This window comes from Microbacterium sp. NPDC055455, assembly GCF_053619935.1.
This window is the reverse complement of the sequence record NZ_JBSHLB010000001.1, coordinates 881,641-897,132: the sequence shown is the minus strand read 5'-3', so window position 1 is coordinate 897,132 and position 15,492 is coordinate 881,641. Positions and strand designations below refer to the sequence as shown.

At 71.7% G+C, this 15,492-nt stretch carries 14 protein-coding genes; 9 read left to right on the top strand and 5 right to left on the bottom strand.

Annotation, left to right across the window (positions count from 1 at the left end):
- Positions 1–33: 33 nt before the first annotated feature.
- Positions 34–1,314, bottom strand: coding sequence for an ABC transporter substrate-binding protein (locus tag ACWGUG_RS03965; RefSeq protein WP_378879698.1), 1,281 nt, complete (start codon positions 1,312–1,314; stop codon positions 34–36).
- A 270-nt stretch (positions 1,315–1,584) separates the two neighbouring features.
- Between ACWGUG_RS03965 and ACWGUG_RS03960 the strand changes: the two genes are divergently transcribed.
- The gene (locus ACWGUG_RS03960) at positions 1,585–2,586 is read left to right on the top strand and encodes a LacI family DNA-binding transcriptional regulator (RefSeq protein ID WP_336393823.1); all 1,002 of its coding nucleotides are present in this window, start codon (positions 1,585–1,587) and stop codon (positions 2,584–2,586) included.
- Position 2,587: 1 nt separating this feature from the next.
- On the top strand, positions 2,588–3,469 hold the full coding sequence (locus ACWGUG_RS03955; protein ID WP_452323894.1) for a nucleoside hydrolase: 882 nt from the start codon (positions 2,588–2,590) through the stop codon (positions 3,467–3,469).
- Between the two features lie 86 nt (positions 3,470–3,555).
- Here the strand turns inward: ACWGUG_RS03955 and ACWGUG_RS03950 are convergent, their stop codons facing one another.
- The gene (locus ACWGUG_RS03950) at positions 3,556–4,113 is read right to left on the bottom strand and encodes a dihydrofolate reductase family protein (protein WP_336393825.1); all 558 of its coding nucleotides are present in this window, start codon (positions 4,111–4,113) and stop codon (positions 3,556–3,558) included.
- Between the two features lie 227 nt (positions 4,114–4,340).
- On the opposite strand from ACWGUG_RS03950, the gene ACWGUG_RS03945 reads away from it, so the two are divergent.
- Positions 4,341–6,299, top strand: a complete 1,959-nt coding sequence (locus ACWGUG_RS03945) for a phosphatase PAP2 family protein (protein ID WP_452323893.1) — start codon at positions 4,341–4,343, stop codon at positions 6,297–6,299.
- Between the two features lie 121 nt (positions 6,300–6,420).
- On the opposite strand, the gene ACWGUG_RS03940 is transcribed toward ACWGUG_RS03945, so the two are convergent.
- Together ACWGUG_RS03940 and ACWGUG_RS03935 are read right to left on the bottom strand one after the other, a co-directional pair.
- Positions 6,421–6,933, bottom strand: a complete 513-nt coding sequence (locus tag ACWGUG_RS03940) for a glycine cleavage system protein R (RefSeq protein ID WP_336393827.1) — start codon at positions 6,931–6,933, stop codon at positions 6,421–6,423.
- Between the two features lie 71 nt (positions 6,934–7,004).
- Positions 7,005–7,373 (bottom strand): hypothetical protein, encoded by a 369-nt coding sequence (locus ACWGUG_RS03935; RefSeq protein WP_336393828.1) that lies wholly within the window; start codon positions 7,371–7,373, stop codon positions 7,005–7,007.
- A gap of 150 nt (positions 7,374–7,523) precedes the next feature.
- On the opposite strand from ACWGUG_RS03935, the gene ACWGUG_RS03930 reads away from it, so the two are divergent.
- On the top strand, positions 7,524–8,687 hold the full coding sequence (locus ACWGUG_RS03930) for a polysaccharide deacetylase family protein (protein ID WP_452323892.1): 1,164 nt from the start codon (positions 7,524–7,526) through the stop codon (positions 8,685–8,687).
- 32 nt (positions 8,688–8,719) lie between these two features.
- Here ACWGUG_RS03930 and ACWGUG_RS03925 read toward each other — a convergent pair whose 3' ends face one another.
- On the bottom strand, positions 8,720–9,877 hold the full coding sequence (locus ACWGUG_RS03925; protein WP_336393830.1) for a glycosyltransferase family 2 protein: 1,158 nt from the start codon (positions 9,875–9,877) through the stop codon (positions 8,720–8,722).
- A gap of 125 nt (positions 9,878–10,002) precedes the next feature.
- Here ACWGUG_RS03925 and ACWGUG_RS03920 point away from each other — a divergent pair, with 125 nt between their 5' ends.
- From ACWGUG_RS03920 to ACWGUG_RS03900, 5 genes are all read left to right on the top strand, one after another.
- Complete coding sequence (locus tag ACWGUG_RS03920) at positions 10,003–10,260, top strand: glutaredoxin family protein (protein WP_336393831.1); 258 nt, start codon at positions 10,003–10,005, stop codon at positions 10,258–10,260.
- A 56-nt stretch (positions 10,261–10,316) separates the two neighbouring features.
- On the top strand, positions 10,317–11,165 hold the full coding sequence (gene kynA, locus ACWGUG_RS03915; RefSeq protein ID WP_336393832.1) for a tryptophan 2,3-dioxygenase: 849 nt from the start codon (positions 10,317–10,319) through the stop codon (positions 11,163–11,165).
- Positions 11,165–12,142: a hypothetical protein gene (locus tag ACWGUG_RS03910; RefSeq protein WP_452323891.1), complete on the top strand. Its 978-nt coding sequence runs from the start codon at positions 11,165–11,167 to the stop codon at positions 12,140–12,142. The genes kynA and ACWGUG_RS03910 overlap by 1 nt, the downstream gene beginning before the upstream one ends.
- Complete coding sequence (locus ACWGUG_RS03905; protein ID WP_452323890.1) at positions 12,129–13,502, top strand: kynureninase; 1,374 nt, start codon at positions 12,129–12,131, stop codon at positions 13,500–13,502. The genes ACWGUG_RS03910 and ACWGUG_RS03905 overlap by 14 nt, the downstream gene beginning before the upstream one ends.
- A 162-nt stretch (positions 13,503–13,664) precedes the next feature.
- Positions 13,665–15,485, top strand: a complete 1,821-nt coding sequence (locus ACWGUG_RS03900) for an aldehyde dehydrogenase family protein (RefSeq protein WP_452323889.1) — start codon at positions 13,665–13,667, stop codon at positions 15,483–15,485.
- The last annotated feature ends 7 nt before the right edge of the window (positions 15,486–15,492 follow it).

Sequence of the window (15,492 nt, the reverse complement as noted above, 5' to 3'; positions counted from 1 at the left end):
CGGGCGCGCCGGGCCACCGTCTGTCGAAGGGGGTCAGCCCCCGATGGCTGCTTTCGCGCTGTCGAGGCCTGTCTGCCAGGCATCCTCGGGCGCGACGTTGCCCGCCTGCATGTCCACGAGCGCGTTCAGCAGCGCACCGCCGATAGCACTGGTGTCGGGACCGTTGTAGAACGACTGGAAGTTCATCACCGAGTCGCTCATGATCTGACCGATCGGAGAGTCGCCGTAGAACGGGTCGGTGTAGCTCTTGACCTCGTCGCTCTCGAGCGCCGCCTCGGCCGCGGGGAAGGTGCCCGTCTCGGCGAAGTGCTCGGTCTGACCCTCGGGCGACAGCATCGTCTCGATGTACTGCCAGGCCGCCTCTTTGTTCTCAGCACGGGCGGGGATGGCGATGACGCTGCCGCCCCAGTTGCCGCCGACGCCGGGGATCGAGGCGATGCGCCACTTGCCCTCGGTGTCGGGGGCGTCGTTCTTGAGGCCCGAGAGGATCCAGGACGGCGCCGTGGTGACGGCGAACGCGCCGTTGGCCTTGCCGGGCGCCCAGCCCGAGGACCATGCCGGGATGTCGGCGCTGATACCGGCCTCGTAGGCGCGCACCGCGACGTCGAAGGCTTCCTCGACCTCGGGGTTGGTGTCGTAGACGAGCTCCCCTTCAGGCGTGTAGTACTTCTCGCTCACCTGGTTCACCGTGGAGAAGAAGACCGAGGTCTCGACGTTGTCGACGAACGGCTCGCCGGTGGCCTCGGTGTACTGCTCGCCCATGGCGATGAAGTCATCCCACGTCGACCACATCTCCGCCACCTCCGCCGGGTCGGTGGGCAGGCCCGCCTGCTCGAAAAGGTCCGCGCGGTAGGCGAAGGCCAGGCCGCCGACGTCGGTCGGGATGCCGATGATCGATCCGTCCTCGGCGGTGGCTCCCTCGATGGCCCAGTCGAGGTATCCGTCGCCGATGTCGTCCCCGCCGAGCGTGCGCAGGTCGACGAAGTTGCCGGGGTTCTCGACGAACTTCGGCAGGTCGTCGTTCTGGATCATGACCAGGTCGGGCACCCGACCGCCTGCCAGGGCGGCCGTCAGCGCGGTCGCCGTCTCGGTGGTGCTGCCGACCTCCGAGAGCTTGACCTTCGCGTCGGGGTTCTTCTCGAGGTACCGGTCGACCGAGTCCTTCTGACCGATTCCGGTGAATGACCAGAACTCGAACTCGGCGTTCGGGTCTCCGGCCTCGGAGCCGGAGCCGGAGCCTCCTGAGCATCCTGAGATCAGCAGCGCGAGTGCGCCGACGGCGGCGATGGGCAGGGCCAGTTTGCGACGATTCACAACTGCTCCTCTTCCTTGGGGGACATGTGAGTGCGGGAGATGACGGAATCTCACCGTGCGAGAGATCGTTCTCTCGTCCGCGAGCCACAGTAGCGATGCAACGTTGAAAAGCGCAAGCCTGCTCACGGAAAGCGCTTCTCAGAGACGTGCGGTGCCGTTCCACGGCGCGGCTGTCAGAACGCAGCACGTCCCGAGCACGCGTACGTGCAATGATCGACGTGATCGTGAGATCGATCTACGGCGGATGTGCATTTCTTCGGAGGGGAAGCCATGGCCCGACCCACCATCGTCGACGTCGCCCAGGCGGCGGGCGTCTCACGCGCCACCGCCGCTCGCGTGCTCGCCGGGGCGACGAACGTCGACCCGGCGATGACGGAGGCCGTAGCGCGCGAGGCTCGGCGACTGGGCTACGAGACCAACTTCGCCGCACGGGTGCTGCGCGGCGGAAGGGCCGGCTCGATCGGCCTGGTCATCGCCTTCGACGAGCTCGGCAGTCTCAGTGGTACGTTCTTCACGGCCGTGCTCAAGGGGGCGGCGAAGGGCCTGTCGGCCGGCGAGGTGCAGCCGGTTCTGCTTCCCGCCGATCATGAGGACCTCGATCGGATCCCGCGGTTCCTGCGCTCGGGAGCACTCGACGGCGTGATCGTCATCCTGCAGCACGAGATCACCCATCTCGTCGAGAGCCTCGCCCAGTCGCCGATCCCGGTCGCCTGGGTGGGCAGACCGCACGCCGACATCGGCCCCGACCCGATCGTGATCGACTCCGACAACTACGGGGGCGGCGTCCTCGCCGCGCGTGCGCTCGTCGAGCGCGGGCGGCGTTCGATCGGCATCATCACCGGTCCGCTCGATCTCGAGCAGGCTCGCGAGCGGACGCGCGGATGGACGGACGAACTCGCCCGTCACGGCATCCAGCCCGGCCCGATCGTCCACGGCGACTTCACGCTCGACAGCGGCACCGCGGCGATGGCGCGTCTGCTTCAGCGCGACCCCGATCTCGACGGGGTCTTCGCGTCGTCCGACCTGATGGCCGCCGGTGCGATGCGCGTCCTGCAGGCGGCGGGTCGTCGCGTGCCGACGGACGTGTCGGTCGTCGGCTTCGACGACGTGCTCATCGCGAGCACGTCCGACCCCCCGCTCACGACGGTCCGGCAGCCCTTGGAAGAGATGGGCCGCGCGGCGGCCGACACGCTCCTCGCCACCATCCGGGGACTGCCTGCCGAGAAGGAGCAGCTGCTGCCCACGTCGCTCGTCCGTCGCGAGTCGCTCTGAGATGCCCGTCCCGCCGCACAAGGTGCTCATCAGCACGGATGCCGCGAACGAGGTCGACGACCAGTTCGCCGTCGTGCATGCTCTGCTCTCGCCCGTCCTCGACGTGCGGGGGATCCTGCCGGCTCACTTCGGACGAGAGGGCAGCTGCGCCGAGTCCCGCGCCGAGGTGGACCTCCTGCACTCGCTGCTCGGAGCCGCCGGGCACCGTGTCGTCGCCGACGGCGCGGACGCGGCGCTCCCGGATGAGCGGACGCCGCGCCCGTCGGCGGCCTCGGCCCTGATCCGGCACGAGGCGCGATCCGACGACCGGCGCCTGCGCATCGCGGTGCTGGGGCCGCTCACCGATGTCGCGTCTGCGCTGCTCGAGGATCCGGCACTCGTAGACGCTGACCCCCTGATCGTGTGGATCGGCGGCCCGCCGTACGAGGGCGTCGTCGGGTACTCACCCGAGTTCAACCTGTCGAACGACGTCGCCGCGGCGAACGTGGTGATGGCCTCCGGCGTCGAGGTATGGCAGGTTCCGATGCCCGTCTACACGATGATCGGGGTCGGGCACGCGGAGCTCGTCGAACGCCTCGGCGGTACGGGGGCGCTCGCGGACTACTTGGTCGAGCGTGTCATCGCCTTCAACGCGCAGGTCGACTACGGTCCCATGGACTTCCGCTCGCTCGGCGACAGCCCGGCCATCGGCGCGCTGCTCAATCCACTCGGCGCTCGGTGGAGCCTGCGCCCGCCGCCGCGGTTCAGCGCCGACGGCGAGGTGATCGGCACCATCGACGCCTCACGTCGCATCCGCGTGTGCGAGGCCGTCGACACCCGCTGGCTCATGGGGGACATGTTCGCCAAGCTGCGGGCCTTCGGCCGTCGCGGGACCCCCGCGTGACCGTCTCCACCGCGCCCTCTCTCTCGCCCGCACCGATGATGCGGGTGGGATGACGGGGAGCGGCCGAGGGACGAGGTCGATTCGCGTCACCGCCGAACGCGGTAGCCGAGGTACACAGCCCCGTTGCCGAAGCGGCGCTCGTCGATCAGCTCGAGGTCGAGTCGCAGCCCCTCGTCGAGGAATCGGATGCCGCCGCCGACCACGGCCGGCGACACCACGACGTGCACCTCGTCGAGGATGCCGGCGCGCGCGGCCGCCGAGGCGAGCCGCCCGCCGCCGATCGCGACGGGTGCGGGCGAGGCATCCGCCATCCGTCGCACCTCGGCCACGTCGAAGTCCGGCCGCAGCGCGGTGCGGCTCGTCGTGACCGCGTCGAGCGTGCGTGAGTACACGATCTTGTCGCTCCCGCGCCACTCGAGCGCGAACGCGCGCTCCGGCGGCGACAGCTCGTCGAGGTCGAGCTCGTCCCACACCTTCATCACGTCGTAGACCCTGCGGCCGTACAGGTGCGTGCGGGCGGGCGCGACGAGGTCGTTGACGAACGAGTGCACCTCCTCATCGGGCACGGCCCAGTCCCAGCGGCCGTCCGGACCGGCGATGTAGCCGTCGAGCGAGGCGGAGTTGAAATACACGAGCGAGCCCACGAGTCGGCACGCTACTCGCCGCCGATCGGCGGCGTCACCCCCCGGAGAGGTCGTCGGTCTTGTCAGGACTATTGAACATACGCACAAAGCCCGGCTAGGTTGTCGGAAGGCGCTTGCCGAAGACAGGACGACGAGGTCGCATCTCCTCCCCGTGACGACCTCGCCGGGGTCCTCTTCGGCGTGCAACGGCGCGTCACGGGAGTCTGTCGAACGAAGGAGTTGACGTGGTGAGAACCACCCCCCATCCGCCTCGATCCCCGCGGCGCGCCGTCGCCACCACCGTCGGGTGCGTCGTGCTGACGTCGCTGGTGCTGCCGCCCGCCGCGGCACATGCCGGGGCTGCCGCTCCGCCCGCCCATTCCAGCGCGCCACGGGCTGCCGGCTCCGGAGACCCGGCCGCGTTCACCCCGGCGACCGCGATCGAACCGCGGCCAGGCGTCTACGGCACGTTCACCGACACCTATCGTCAGAACGTCTCCGCGAACGACACCCCGCAGGCCAATCCCGCCATCGGGGTGTTGACGCCCATGCTCGACTACTTCACCCCGGGCTCCTCATGGAACGACGGGACGGTGCTGAACGCGCAGCTCCACGCCGAGAACATCGGCATCGTCGAGGACATCACCCGGAACCGCACCGACGCCGAGTCCGACCAGGCGTGGATCGATGACCGCCGCCACCAGAGCTACTCGCTGATCGCGGGCCTCGGCGAGGACGCTGAGGAGTTCGCGTCGCTGACCGGCGCCGGCACGACGATCACGGAGGTGCCGGCCGATGCGCTCACCGTCCGCTACAGCGACGAGGGCAACGCCAACGGCGTCTGGGCCGACGCCGACTCGCCCCTCGGTTCCGCCGTGCGCCTCGTGAACACGCTGCGCGGCCCGTACGCGTCGGGCAACCACGCGAAGTTCCACTACCAGTACATGCGGCCCTTCCGCTGGAGCTCCGACGTGGAGGTCGTGCCCGAGCTCGTCGTGCGCCTCGTGCCCGAGGCCGACGCCGCCTCCGACGGCGGGTTCCCGAGCGGCCACACCAATGCCGCCTTCATCGCGGGCCTCGCGCTCGCCTTTTCGGCGCCGGAGCACTACGACGAGTTGCTCATGACGGCTGCCGACCTCGGACGCACGCGGGTCGTCTCGGGCATGCATTCGCCGCTGGACGTGATCGGCGGCCGCATCCTCGCGACAGGCCTCGCCGGCGCGACGCTGGCCGACCCGGAGAACTCCGCGCTCATCGCCCAGGCGCGGACCGACACCCGCGAGCTGCTCGATCTGACGCCGCAGCTCGACGCCGACCGCGAGGCGTACCAGGCGGAGCTCGCGCGCTATCACGACCTGACGACCTTCGGGCTCACCCCGGTCGGCGCCTCGGGCGAGCCCGTGCACGTGCCGGCGGGTGCGGAATCGCTGCTTCGCTCCCGGTTCCCGTATCTGAGTGACGATCAGCTGCGCTGGGTGCTGTACTCGACCGCCGTCGACTCGTCGCTGCCGCTCGTGGGCGACGCCGAAGGATGGGGGCGCATCGACCTCTACTCGGCCGTCCACGGCTTCGGCACGCTCGACCGCGATGTGAGCGTGACGATGGATGCCGCGGCCGGCGGCACCGCCGCCGCCGATGTGTGGCTCAACGACATCGACGGCGCGGGCGGGCTGACCAAGCACGGCACCGGCAGCCTCACCCTGGCCGGAGAGAACTCGTTCGCGGGCGGCGTGCTCGTGGCGGGCGGCGACGTGGTCGCGACGCTCGCCGAGTCGCTCGGCGCGGGCGCGGTCGAGGTGCGCGCCGGCGCGCTGGTCGACACCGCCGCAGACACGGTCCAGGTGGCGGACGCGTACGTCCAGGGACGCGACGCGACCCTGCGGCTCACCCAGGAGACCGCGTCCGCACCGGCGCTCGCCGTCGAGGGGACGGCGCGCTACGCGGGCACGCTCGAGGTCGACGTGGCGGGCCTCGGCGCGTCGGCGGACGGCGTGCGCGTCATCGAGCACGACCGGTCCAACGGACGGTTCGCGTCGGTGGCCGTGACCGGGGGCGCCGAGGGCACCCAGTACACCGTGGACTACCGCAAGGACGGGGTGTACGTGGTGGCCGTCGCACCGCGCGGACAGGCTGACGCTACTCCGGGCGCCGCGCCGGCAGCCGCCGGTGAGCCCGGTCTGCCGCGCGCCGTGCGGTTGATCGCGTAGCGCCGCGCCTCACCGCGGCAGCTCCCACAGGAGCCGGCCCCGCCCCCGTTCGCGCCGGAGGCGGGGCCGCTCCGGTTCGGCCGGCCCGCCGGCGTGGGGGAGGTATCGACCGGGCGCCGGATCAGGGCTCGAGCGTGACGTCGACCTGGATCTCGGCCGCGAGACGCTCGAGCTCGGCCGTCAGAGCGTCCAGGTCGACGGATGCCGGAACCCGGGCGACGACCGACGCCTCGAAGAGCCGGCCGCCGTACATCGCCGCGTCGGTCGTCGTGGTGGTGAGACGGTCGATCGAGACGTCGTGGCGGTGAAGGACCGCGGAGATGTCGCGCACGATCCCGGGATGGTCGTTGCCGATGACCTTCAGGTGCAGCAGTCGCGCCGCCCCCGCCGGCGGCTCGGCCGATCCGGGGTGCACCGTGACCTCGAGCAGGCCGTCGAGGACGGCGAGCGCCTCGCGCAGCTCGGTGGCGCGCTCGGGCGCGACGGAGACCTCGATGATGCCCGCGAATGCGCCCGCCAGCTCGGCGAGCTGGCTGTTCTCCCAGTTGCCGCCGTGGTCGTCCACGACGTCGGCGACCGCGGCCACGAGTCCGACGCGGTCGTCGCCGACCACGGTGAGCACGAGCGTCGTCATGCGTTCACTGTAGCCAGCCGGGGTCGCCGGGTGCAGAGGAGTTGCGGGGCGCACTCCGGGACCGCCGCGCCTCAGGCGGGGCGGAGCTCGTCGGTCACGGGGAACGGCAGGCGGAAGCGCTCCGGGTCCGCGCCGACAGCCGACGCCGCCCCGTACTCGTCGGCGACCACGGTGACGCCGCGGGAGCTCGCCTCGGCGATCCGTACCGGACGCTCGGTGCCGTCGGGCAGGCGCAGCGTCCACCGGTCCGCGAGGTAGCCGATGCCGAGCTCCTCGAGGAGCTCCTCGGCAACGAGCCAGTCCAGTGGCCCTTCGGCACCCGCCGGTGTGCGCTCGCGCCCGAGCAGGTCGAAGACGCGGAAGCCCTCGCCGTGCGGCAGCATCCATCCCAGCAGCTCGCCGTCGGCGCGACGATGTTCGATCCAGTCGGCAGGCAGCACGACATCCGAGCGTAGCGAGCGCATCCGCCCGGCGTCACGCCGGTTCCCCACAACCCGCGGTTCCATCGGGCGGCGGTCGCGGCATCCCGATACGATCGGCGTCGAGAGTCGTGCGTGGGGACGCGCGGCGCGGACTCCTGGGGGAGTCGCATGGCCACATTCGGTACCGGTCCCGCCCGTCCGTCGGCGCGGGTTCGTCGTCGGCGCCTGTTCGCAGGCGTCGCCGGCGCCGTCGTCGTGCTCGCCGCCGTCGGCGGCACGATCGCGGCCGTGAGCTTCGCGCGCGCCGGCGCAGAGGCTCGCGCGACCCAGGCAGCGGCACCGCCGACGGCGCCGAGCCCCGAGGCGACGCCGGAGCCGACCCCGCTGACGCCCGAGCACGAGCTGCTCGCCACCACCTCCGACCCCGCGGCGTGCGTCGTCAGCTTCACCGGGGAGGGCGTCGCCGACGCCCCGATGCTGCAGACGCAGGGGGCGCTCTACGCCGACCTGCCGATCCCCGCGCGCGAGGGCCTCGTCTTCGCCGGGTGGTATGCGAACCCCGAGGATGCGGCGGCGCTCGCCATCCCCGGCCGCATCAACGGCTCGGAGACCGTGGTGTGCACAGATCGGCGCGCGACGCTGCACGGCGCGTGGATGAGCCCGGAGCAGAACGCGGCAGCGGATTCCCGCATCCCGATCCTGATGTACCACCAGTTCACCGCGAAGCCCGAGGGCGAGAGCGGGTGGCTGCGCGGCAACTACGCCTACATCGGCGACTTCGACGCCCACATGAACCACATCGCGACGACCGGGTTCTACCTGCCGACGTGGGACGAGCTCTCGGCGTTCATCGACGGGCGCCTGTTCCTGCCGCCGCACTCGGTGATCGTGACCGACGACGACTGCGACATGACGTGGCTGCAGATGGCTGTTCCGATCGTGGTCGAGAAGAAGGTGCTGACCACCGCCTTCTGCATCACCATCGACGGGACGGGTCCCTCGCCCTCCCCCTACGTGCAGCAGCGATCGCACACGCACGACATGCACCGTGCGGGCGACGACGGCGACGGCCGCATCGTGAACCTCTCGGTGCCGGAGATCGTCGCCGACATGGAGACCTCGGCGGCGGTGCTGGGCGTCAAGCAGGTGATGGCCTACCCCTTCGGCCACTACGACGACACCGCGAAAGAGGGGCTGCGCCAGGCCGGCTTCGAGATGGCGCGGACCATCGAGCCGGGCTTCGTCACGATCGGCACCGACAAGCTCGCCCTTCCGACGGTGCGCATCAACTACGGCATGGGCCTGGACGCCCTCGTCGGCCTCATCGGGTAGCGGGCGACCAGCGCCTCCGGGCCGGGCCGCTGCTAGAGCTCGCCGGGCGCCGTGGCCTGCGCGTCCAGCTCGTCGACGAAGCGCCGCGCAGGGCTGGGCGCGACTCCGGGCCTGCGGGGCGCGTAGACGACCAGCGAGTGGAACACGAACCGCACGAAGAACGCCACCACGAGCGTGATGGCCGTGGCCACCACGGCGGAGAAATGCCACGACTCGACCATCAGCGCGATGATCGGGATGCGGATGAGCGCCTCGGCGTTGTTGAAGGTGAACGACTTCGCGAAGCGCACCCAGCCGCCCGACGCCTGGTCGCGCATGTCATGGAAGACGAAGCGCTCGAGCAGCAGGAAGTTGCCGATGATCGTCACCTCGGCGGCGACGATCGCCGCGATGATGTAGTCGACCCCGAGTCCGGTGAGCGCCCACACGATCGCCACGTTGGCGACAGCCCCCAGCCCGCCGATGACGGCGAAGAGCGACATCTTGCCGAAGCGCAGCGCGGTGAGCTGGGTGAGGAAGTGCACGCCCTGCCGGATGGACGCCTTGGACTCGCCGGCATGGCGGTCGGCGAAGTCGAACGGCACCTCCGCGATGCGCATCGGACGCCGCGCGAGGATCTCGAGCAGGATCTTGAAGCCGCGCGGTCGCAGCAGCGCCTGATCGACGCTTCGCCGGTCGATCAGGAAGAAGCCGGTCATGGGATCGCTGACCTCGCGCAGGCGGACGGGGAACATCGCGCGCGTGAGGGCGGTCGAGGCCTTGGAGACCAGTACGCGCGTGCGGTCGGCGAGGCCGTGGGCGGTGCCGCCCCCGGCGTACCGCGACGCGATGACGACGTCGACGTCGCCGTGCGAGAAGCGCTCCCACATCTCGGGGATCTTCTCGGGCGGATGCTGCAGATCGCCGTCGATGACGAGGCACGCGTCGGCCGCGGCCTCGGCGAGCCCCTGGATCACGGCACCGCCGAGACCGCCGGTGGGCCTGTCGCGATGGATGAGCCTGACCGGCACGGGAGCGGATGCCGCCACCGTGCGGATCACGTCGGGCGTGGCATCCGTGCTGTCGTCCACGAAGAGGATCTCGGCCTCGACGCCGCCGGGCACCTCGCCGATCGCGGCCGCGATGCGACGCACGAGCTCCGTGACGTTCGGAGCCTCGTTGTACGTCGGGACGATGATCGACAGCTGCATTGCCGCATATCCTCCCATGCGCCGGTGATCGCGCGTCACCTCTCCCCCGGACGGATGCCGCAACCGCGGCTGGGCCGGCCCCCGCATGCGGCGCCCACCCAGGATTCCCGGGGGAGAATGGAACGATGACCTCCCCCACGACCATCACCATGTTCGGCGCGGACTGGTGCCGCGACTGCGTCCGCACGAAGAAGCAGCTCGACGAGCTGGGCGTCTCGTACACGTACGTCGACCTCGTCGCCGACCCGTCCGCCGCCGACGTCGCGCGTGACATCTCCGGCCGCACCAACATCCCCGTCGTGGTCTACCCCGATGCCTCGCACCACGTCGAGCCGTCCAACTCCGACGTCGAGGCGAAGCTCCGCGAGCTGTCCCTCATCTGACACGGATCGACGCACGGGCCTGACGGCGCGACGCCGCTCCTCATTAGGCTGAGGCCGTGAGCGTCGAACGCAACACCCGGGCGATCGAGGGGTCGGTGGTCACCGACTTCCAGGACCGCATGAGCTACGGCGGGTACCTCGAACTCGCCACGCTGCTGTCGGCGCAACGCCCCCTCAGCGACCCCGAGCACCACGATGAGCTGCTGTTCATCGTGCAGCACCAGACCACCGAGCTGTGGCTGAAGCTCGTGCTGCACGAGCTCGGCGCCGCCTGCCGGCTGCTGCGCGAGGATCAGCTCGCCCCCGCGCTCAAGTGCATCGCCCGGGTGAAGCACATCCAGAAGACCCTCACCGAGCAGTGGTCGGTGCTTGCGACGCTCACACCCGCCGAGTACGGCCAGTTCCGGGGCGTGCTGGGCAACGCGAGCGGCTTCCAGTCGGCGCAGTACCGCGCGGTGGAGTTCACCCTCGGCAACAAGAACGCCGGCATGCTGCGGGTCTTCGAGTCCGACCCCGGCGCCCACGCGCTCGTGAAGGCGGCGCTGGAGGCGCCGAGCCTCTACGACGAGTTCCTGCGGCTCCTGGCCCGCTCGGGCTACCCCGTCCCCGCTGCGCTCCTCGACCGCGACGTGACCACCGCCTGGACCTACTCGCCCGAGCTCGTGCCGGTCTTCGTGGACATCTACCGCGACCCCCGCGCGCACTGGGCGGCGTACGAGACGTGCGAGGAGCTGGTCGACCTCGAGGACAACTTCCAGCTCTGGCGGTTCCGCCACCTCAAGACCGTCGAGCGGATCATCGGCCTGAAGACCGGGACCGGCGGCTCCAGCGGTGTGCCTTTCCTGCAGCGCGCGCTCGACCTCACCTTCTTCCCCGAGCTGTACGCGGTGCGGACGGAGCTGTGATGAACCACGATCCTCATGCGCTCCGCGCCCTCCTGGGCGACGACGCCGGACTCTGCCACCGGGCGATCACCGGAGAGCACGGCGTCTCACTGCCCCCGTTCACCGATCACCACGTGCACCTGCACCTCATCGACGAGAGCCGCCTCGCGGCGGGCGGGATCGCGGGCGTCGTGGACCTCGGCGGCGATCCGGTGGCCCTCGCCCGCCGCGAGAACCACAGCATTCCCCGCGTGGCATACGCCGGTGCGTTCCTGACCGCCCCCGGCGGCTACCCCGTCGGCCGGTCCTGGGCGCCGGCCGAGATCGCCCGCGAGATCAGCGATCCCTCTACCCACCCCGGCGTTCCCGGGAGCGCCGCCACCGCGGTCGACGAGCAGGCCTCGTTCGGGGCATCCGTCATCAAGGCGTCGCTCAACAGCGCTGCCGGGCCCGTGCTCGATCCGGCGACGCTGTCCGCCGTCGTCGAGGTGGCCCGCGAGCGCGGGCTGCCCGTGATCGCCCACGCCGAGGGCGAGGGGATGCCACGGCTCGCGTTCGAGGCCGGAGTGAGCGGCTTCGCCCATACGCCGTTCAGCGAGTACGTCGGGCGCGCCTTCATCGCCCACGCCGCCGCGGCCGGTCACGTGTGGATCTCGACACTGGCCATCCACCGGGACGACGCCGAGGCGGAGTTCGCGCGGGTGAATCTGGCGGGCTTCGCCGCGGCCGGCGGACGCGTGCTCTACGGCACGGACCTCGGCAACGGGGAGCAGCCGGTGGGGGTGAACGCCGAGGAGGTCTCGGCGCTGGACCGGGCCGGTGTGCGCGGAGCGGCGCTGATCCGCGCGATGTCCGACCCGTGGCCGTTCGCCGAGCCGCCGTCGGGCGTCCGCACGTTCGTCCCGGGTCCGCCGCCCGGCCAGCTCGACGAGGTCGCCGAGTGGCTGCGCGGCGCGACCGTCGTCCCCACCGAGGAGCTCGTCCATGACGACCACTGATCCCGTCGCATCGTCGGACCCGGCCTCTTCCGGGTTCGGGGCGCACGACGGACGTTCGGGGCGCGTGCCGCACGCCCCGAACGTGCGGGACGCGCCCCGAACCCCCGGTCGTGCCGGGACCGGCGCGGTGGCGGACCTCGAAACGGATGCCGCGGCCCTCGACGCGGCCGATCCCCTGCGGACGCACCGCGAACGGTTCGTCGGAGCCGAGTCGTCGCTGGTCTACTTCGACGGCAATTCGCTCGGCCGGCCGCTGCGGGCGACCGTCGACCGGCTCGCGGCGTTCACGCGCGACGAATGGGGCGGCCGGCTCATCCGAGGGTGGGACGAGTCCTGGATGCAGCTCCCCTTCGAGATCGGCGACGCCGTCGGGCGCGCCGCGATCGGCGCGGCCCCGGGGCAGACCGTCATCGGCGACTCGACCACCGTGATGCTGTACAAGCTCCTGCGCGCGGCGTTCGACGCCGCGGTGGCGGCCGACCCCGGCAGGGTCGAGATCGTGGTCGACCGCGACAACTTCCCCACCGACCGCTACCTCGTCGAGGGCATCGCCGCCGAGCGCGGCGGCCGGGTGCGCTGGATCGAGGTCGACCTCGCGTCGGGCGTGACGACCGAGGCCCTGCGGGCGGCGGTCGGGCCCGAGACGGCGGTCGTGCTGCTCTCGCACGTCGCGTACCGCTCGGGATATCTGGCGGATGCCCCGGCTCTCACCCGCATCGCCCACGACGCCGGCGCGCTCATCGTGTGGGACCTGTGCCACTCGGCCGGCTCCGTCCCCGTCGAGGCGGACGCGTGGGGATTCGACGTCGCGGTCGGCTGCACGTACAAGTACCTCAACGGCGGTCCCGGCTCGCCGGCGTTCGCCTACGTGGCGACGCGGCTGCAGGATCGCCTCGCCCAGCCGATCCACGGCTGGATGGGCACCGCCGACGTGTTCGCCATGGGACCGCAGTACCGGCCGGCCGCGGGCATGCGGCGATTCCTGTCGGGCACGCCGCCGATCGTCGGCATGCTGGCGATGCAGGACACCCTGGCCCTCATCGAGGAGGTGGGGATCGAGGCCGTCCGGTCGAAGTCGGTCGCGCTGACCGAGTTCGCCGTGCGCGCCGCCGACGAGCTGCTCTCTCCGCTCGGCGTCGAGATCGCGTCTCCTCGCGACCCGAACCTCCGCGGCGGGCACGTGACGCTGTCGCACCCGCGGATGCGCGCGGTGACCGCCCGGCTGTGGACCGAGGACGTCATCCCCGACTACCGCGACCCCGGCGGCCTGCGCGTCGGCCTGTCGCCGCTGTCGACCTCGTTCGCCGAGACGCTCGCGGGTCTGCGAGCCGTCGAGGCCGCCGTCCGGGCCGAGGCCTGACCCGGCGCGAGGGGACCGCCGCCGTCCCCGGCGCGCGGAGGCAGCGGCGAGACCGCGTGCCAGGCAGGGTGAGACTGCGTCCTGTCGCTGGGTCGACGTGACGTAGGATGCCCGAGACGGACGCCCCCGCGCACCGTCACCCTCTGCGTCGAAGGAGAGCACATGGCCGGCAGCGCCCCCGCCGAGGCGGAGACGACGGGTGACGCCCCGGGTGCGACGCCGGCGGCGCTCCCCGCCGCCGAGCGCGCCGCCCTCGACGAGGCGATCGCCCGTCTGGAGGACGGCTCGCGCGTGTGGGCCGCGCTCACCCTCGACCAGCGGGCACGACTGCTCGGCCGCGTGCGCGACGCCGTCGGAGCGGCCGCCGAGGACTGGGCCGACATCGCCACGACCTCGAAGGGCCTGGAGCCGGGGCATCCGCTGTCCGCTGAGGAATGGCTCGGCGGGCCGTACGCGATCATCAGCCTCCTCGACGCCCTGCGCGAGACGCTGCAGACACTGTCGAAGGGCGGGAACCCGCTCGACGGCGTGAGGCTCGACACGGCTCCGGGCGGGCGCCTCCGCGCGCACACCTTCCCGCTCAACGGCACCGAGCGTCTCCTCCTGTCCGGCTTCACCGGCGAGGTGTGGTTCCAACCGGGGGTGACGGCCGCCGACGCCCGGCGCGAGGCGGGGCTCGCCCAGCTGACGCCCACCGAGCCTGCGGGCGTCGGGCTCGTCCTCGGCGCCGGGAACGTGGCCTCGATCCCGGCCGCCGACGTGCTGTACGAGCTCGTCGCCGCCAACCGCGTCGCGCTGCTGAAGCTCAATCCCACCCAGGACACCCTCCTGCCGGTCTTCGAGCAGGCCCTCGCGCCGCTCATCGAGCCCGGCTTCCTGCGCATCGTGCGCGGCGGCGCCGCGACCGGCGCCTACCTGACGTCGCACCCGGGCATCGCGCACGTGCACATCACCGGATCCGCCGGCACGTTCGACGCGATCGTGTGGGGCGATCCGGCACGCCCGACGAGCGGCTCGGACGCCGGTGCCGGGACGACGGCGGCGGCGCAGAAGGGCGAACCGTCGCTCACCGTGCCGATCACGGCGGAGCTCGGCGGGGTGTCGCCCATCATCGTGGTGCCCGGACGCTGGTCGGCCGCCGACCTGAGATACCAGGCCCAGCACGTCGCGACGATGCGCCTGGTCAACGCCGGCCACAACTGCATCGCCGGGCAGGTGGTGATCCTGAGCGCGGACTGGCCCCAGCGAGAGGAGTTCCTGCGCGAGCTCCACGCCGCCTACACCGCCGCCCCCGTGCGCCCGGTGTGGTATCCCCGCAGCGACGAGCGGCTCGCGGCCGCGGCATCCGACTATCCCGACGCGGTGTGGAGCGCGGACGGCACCCGCGCCCTCGTCGAGGTCGGGCCGCACGCCGATGCCACCGCGATCGAGACCGTCGAGTACTTCGCGCCCGTCCTCGGGGTCGTAGAGGTGAGAGGAACCGGGCAGGAGTTCCTCGACGCCGCGGTCGCCCACGCCAACGAGAAGCTGACCGGGACCCTCGGCGCCAACGTGCTCGTCGACCCCGCGACCGAGGAGGCCCTCGGGGACGGCTTCGAGCGCGCCATCGCCGACCTCCGCTACGGCGACATCGCGATCAACACGTGGACGGCGTTCAACTTCCTCACCGCGCGTCTCACGTGGGGCGGGTTCCCGGGCGCCACGCTCGCCGACGTCTCGAGCGGAATCGGGATCGTGCACAACGCGCTGCTGCTGGACCGGGTGGAGCGCTCGATCGGCCGCGGTCCGTTCCGTCCCTTCCCCCGATCGATGGGCGACACCCTGCGGCGGGTGCGCCTGGCCCGGCGCACGGTGCTGCCCACGCCGCCGTGGTTCGTGAGCTCGCGCACCGGCGCCGAGGTCAGCGCCGGCCTCACGCGCTACCTGATCGACGGCCGGGTCCCCGGGCTCGTGAGGACGCTCGCGAAGGCCATGCGGGCGTGACCGGGGC